The sequence below is a fragment of the Deltaproteobacteria bacterium genome (assembly GCA_009929795.1).
Classification (GTDB): domain Bacteria; phylum Desulfobacterota; class Desulfovibrionia; order Desulfovibrionales; family Desulfomicrobiaceae; genus RZZR01.
Genome location: RZZR01000195.1, coordinates 1 through 3,829 on the forward strand (window position 1 = coordinate 1; position 3,829 = coordinate 3,829).

A 3,829-nucleotide genomic window follows, 5' to 3' on the forward strand; every position below is an offset into this window, starting at 1 on the left:
GGCCGCAGGGTTCAGGGGCCGTACGGTGGAACTGGCCCTGGCCGGGGCATTGTTCCACGACGTGGGCCGGTTTGAGCAGTATGCCGTCTTCAAGACCTACAGCGACAGGAAATCCCTGGATCACGGGGATCTCGGGGCCGAAGTCCTCGCCCGTCCCGAGAACGCCGACTTGACTGAAGGCCTGGACGTCGCCTTTCGGGCCGATCTTCGCAAGGTGGTTGGCCTGCATAACAAGCGTCTGGTCCCGGACGGACTGGAACCGGACACGGACGCGGCCCTTCGTGTCGTCCGGGACGCCGACAAACTGGACATCGTTGCCGTGATGATCGAGCACCTACGCCCCGGGGCTCCGTATAATCCGGTGGTCTGCCTTCATCTCGATCCCGACCCAACGTCCTACACCCCAGCTGTTCTGGCGCAGGTTCTTGAAGGCCGGGACGTACGCTACCAGGATATGCGCTGGACCAACGATTTCAGGCTTCTGCTCTGTTCCTGGGCCGGAGCATTGACCTTTCCGGCCAGTCGGAAAAGGTACGCCGAGCGGAAATTTTCGGAGAGCCTCTTGGTCGGCCTGCCCGCGAGGAAGGAGTTCCAAGCCCTGAGGGAGTGGATAGCCAGAACCCTCTGTCAAAACAGTGTCGAATCGGGAGGGCATCATGTCCGCCATTCCTGATAGCGTTGAGCTGACAAGGGTCCTGGTGGCCATGGATACCGTCAATCCGCCGGGAAACGAGGAGTGCGTAGCCCGGGTTTTGGCCGAACTCCTGCAGTCGGCAGGGTTCGATGTTCTTCTGGACGAGTTCGCCCCGGGGCGGTCCAATGTCATGGCCCGGAAAGGCGGCGGAGAAGGGACCCTCCTTTTCAGCGGCCACATGGACACAGTTCCGTTCGGGTCCGCTCCCTGGTCTTTTGATCCCTTGAGCGGGGAAATCGTTGACGGTCGGATGTTCGGCCGGGGCACAAGTGACATGAAATCGGGATTGGCGGCCATGGTCTGCGCGGCCATGCGGGCTGCCTCGGCCTTCGGCCCCAATGGGCCGAGCCTCCAACTGGCCCTGACAGCGGCCGAGGAGACCGGGTGCAAAGGGGTCGCGGCTCTCCGGGATCGCGGGCTTCTGTGTCCGGTTAGGGCCGTACTCATCGCCGAACCGACGTCGAACAGGCCTCGCTTGGGCCACAAGGGAGTCCTCTGGCTGAAGGCCGGAACAAAGGGCCGAACGGCTCACGCCTCGAGTCCCGAACTCGGAGACAACGCCCTGCTAAAGGCCCTGGACCTTGCGGAGCGTCTGCGCTCTTTTCCCTTCGATGGTCAGTCCCATCCCGTTTTGGGCGAGCCGAGCCTGGCACTGACCACATTTCAGGCCGGAGCCAGCTTGAACTGTATTCCGGACCGGGCCGAGATCGGCCTGGATATCCGGACTATTCCGGGCTTGGTCCATGTCGAACTGTTGGGCCGGCTGCGGCAGACCCTGGGCCCGGAGTTGGAGGCACTGGAGGTCTTGGACGATCAGCAGGGGATCTGGACCGAACCTGATGACCCATGGGCTTTGCGGGTTTTCGAGGTTGTGGAGGGGGTGACCGGCAAGCCCTGCCGGGTGGAGGGCATCCGCTATTTCACCGACGGGAGCACCCTTTGGGAGGCCTGCGGACAACCGGCAACGGTCATCCTCGGCCCTGGCGAGGAAGGGCAGGCTCACATGACCGACGAGTTTTGCCCGGTGGAGAACATCCGTCAAGCCGAGGAGATTTTCACCCGGCTGGCCCTGGGTTGGGCGAACGGGAACTGAAGGGTTTCAGGCCGGTTTCGAGCCGTTTTCTGTCGTCAGCAGAAGATGGAGGCCGTCCAGAAGGCGCAGAAGATCTCCGTAAATCCCCCCGTACCCCGGGAAGCATCCAAACAATCGTTCCCGCTCGTTCTGGACGGCGGCCGAAGCGCTGCGTTCCGGCGACGATGGCCCTGCAGCCAGGCTGAGCCGCTCCAGGGCCAGGTATCGGGCGCAGGCAGGCTGGAATTCCGTCATCAGATTCAGGAATTCGTCTCGGGAAGAGGTCCAGTAGGCGAGAGCTGCCGGGCCAGGTTCCCGGGCCATGGCCAGCCGGTTCATGACCCAGAGGGCGGTCAAGGCCGATCCGGGAATTCCCCGTCTCCAGTTCAAAAGCCAAGGACGCCTCCAGCGCAAAAGAAACTGGTCCCGCCCGAAATCCACAAGGGTATCGAGAAGGATTCGTCCCTGCTCCAAGGCTGGGTCAGGCCAGAGGACCGGGGTCAGATCAGGCCGCCATTCGGGCAGGGCCGGACCTGGCGTGAGACCCGTCCAGTCGGCCAGCAGATCCGAGAGCAGGGCGTTGGCCTGGGGCGAGGCAGGGGTCTCCAGATGGGGGTAGCTCAGGACGTAGAGGCCCCGGCCGAAACGGCCTCGGATCACGCAGGGCTCTCCAACCAGCATAGCGGGGTCCATATTGATGCCGTACAGGGCCTCCCAGGCCGGCAGGTCTTTTTGGTCGATGCGGTCGGTCCAGACGTCGGCGGCCATGAAGTCGTTTTCCGGCGTTTCGTAGACGGCTAGGACCTCCACCGGGAATTCCGGCTTGGGGGCGAACTGGGAAGGCCACCAGACCGGGAGGGAGAGCGTGGCCTCTCCGGGAGAGCTCGGCCCGTTGGGCAAAATCCGGCAGAGGACATGGCCGCTGAAGTTGGGCAATCGTTCGGCCATGGCTCTGCGGCCCCAGGGACAGAGGTCCAGGCCCCTGCTCCGGGAGATCGATGACAGGGCCAGTCCGGCCCCTCCGCAAAATCCAAGATATTTCCCTCCGGAGTCTACGTACCGGCGGATAGCCTTTCGGCCTTCCTGGCCCAGGCTTCTGGCCTTGAGGGCGGCCCAACCCCCGGGAACGATCAAGACTCGGGGTCGAGCCCGGTCCAGGATTCCCTCGGCCACCTGGGCCGCGGTCACGAAGGCCGCCGGCCACTTCCAGTATTCGGCGGCATGTCTGAGCATGAGCCCCCAGAGGTGGGATTCGTCCCAAAGGATATGAATGAGGGCTGGTTCAAAGTCGGGCATGGGGCTATGGTATAGATTCGCCGGACACCGGGCAAGCCGGGCTTGATTTTTGGACCCGGTGCCAATAGTTCAGGGCTCTTGGTCTTTTGGTCCTTTCTTTTCTTCATCCTTCAACCCAGATCAGCACGGAGTACGGCGAGTCATGTCCGACCACAACCTGCCCAAGGGCTATGAGCCCAGGGAAGTCGAAGACCGATGGCGAGAGCATTGGGAGACGAACGAGACGTTCACACCCAGGGCCGACGGCCCCGGGGAGTCCTACAGCATCGTCATCCCGCCGCCCAACGTGACCGGCTCCCTGCATATGGGCCATGCCCTGAATCTGACCCTGCAGGATATCCTCTGCCGCCATCACCGCCAGCTGGGGCGCAAGGTCCTCTGGGTTCCGGGCACGGACCACGCCGGCATCGCCACCCAGAACGTGGTCGAGCGGACTCTTGCCGCCGAAGGCAAGACCCGCGACGAACTGGGTCGCGAAGCCTTCATCGACCGGGTCTGGGTCTGGAAGGAGGAGTACGGCAACAAGATACTCAATCAGGTCCGGCGGATGGGGGCCTCGGTGGATTGGACCAGACTGCGGTTCACCATGGACGAGGGCTTGTCCCGGGCCGTGAGGGAAGTGTTTGTCCGCCTCTTTGACGAGGGTCTCATCTATCGGGGTGATTACATCATCAACTGGTGCCCGCGTTGCCACACGGCCCTGGCCGACCTGGAAGTGGAGCACGAGGAGGCCGACGACGGGCTGTTCGAGATCGCCTACCCGCTGG

At 63.3% G+C, this 3,829-nt stretch carries 4 protein-coding genes; 3 read left to right on the forward strand and 1 reads right to left on the reverse strand.

Going from position 1 to position 3,829, the window contains the following annotated elements; genetic code table 11:
* Both EOM25_12935 and EOM25_12940 read left to right on the forward strand, forming a co-directional pair.
* A partial coding sequence (locus tag EOM25_12935; protein ID NCC26079.1) for an HD domain-containing protein occupies positions 1–673 on the forward strand: 673 nt, incomplete at its 5' end.
* On the forward strand, positions 657–1,787 hold the full coding sequence (locus EOM25_12940; GenBank protein NCC26080.1) for a M20 family peptidase: 1,131 nt from the start codon (positions 657–659) through the stop codon (positions 1,785–1,787). The genes EOM25_12935 and EOM25_12940, both read left to right, overlap by 17 nt.
* A 6-nt stretch (positions 1,788–1,793) precedes the next feature.
* Here EOM25_12940 and EOM25_12945 read toward each other — a convergent pair whose 3' ends face one another.
* The gene (locus tag EOM25_12945; protein NCC26081.1) at positions 1,794–3,062 is read right to left on the reverse strand and encodes a biotin--protein ligase; all 1,269 of its coding nucleotides are present in this window, start codon (positions 3,060–3,062) and stop codon (positions 1,794–1,796) included.
* Positions 3,063–3,204: 142 nt separating this feature from the next.
* On the opposite strand from EOM25_12945, the gene EOM25_12950 reads away from it, so the two are divergent.
* The coding region (locus tag EOM25_12950) for a valine--tRNA ligase (protein NCC26082.1) at positions 3,205–3,829 on the forward strand (625 nt) is incomplete at its 3' end.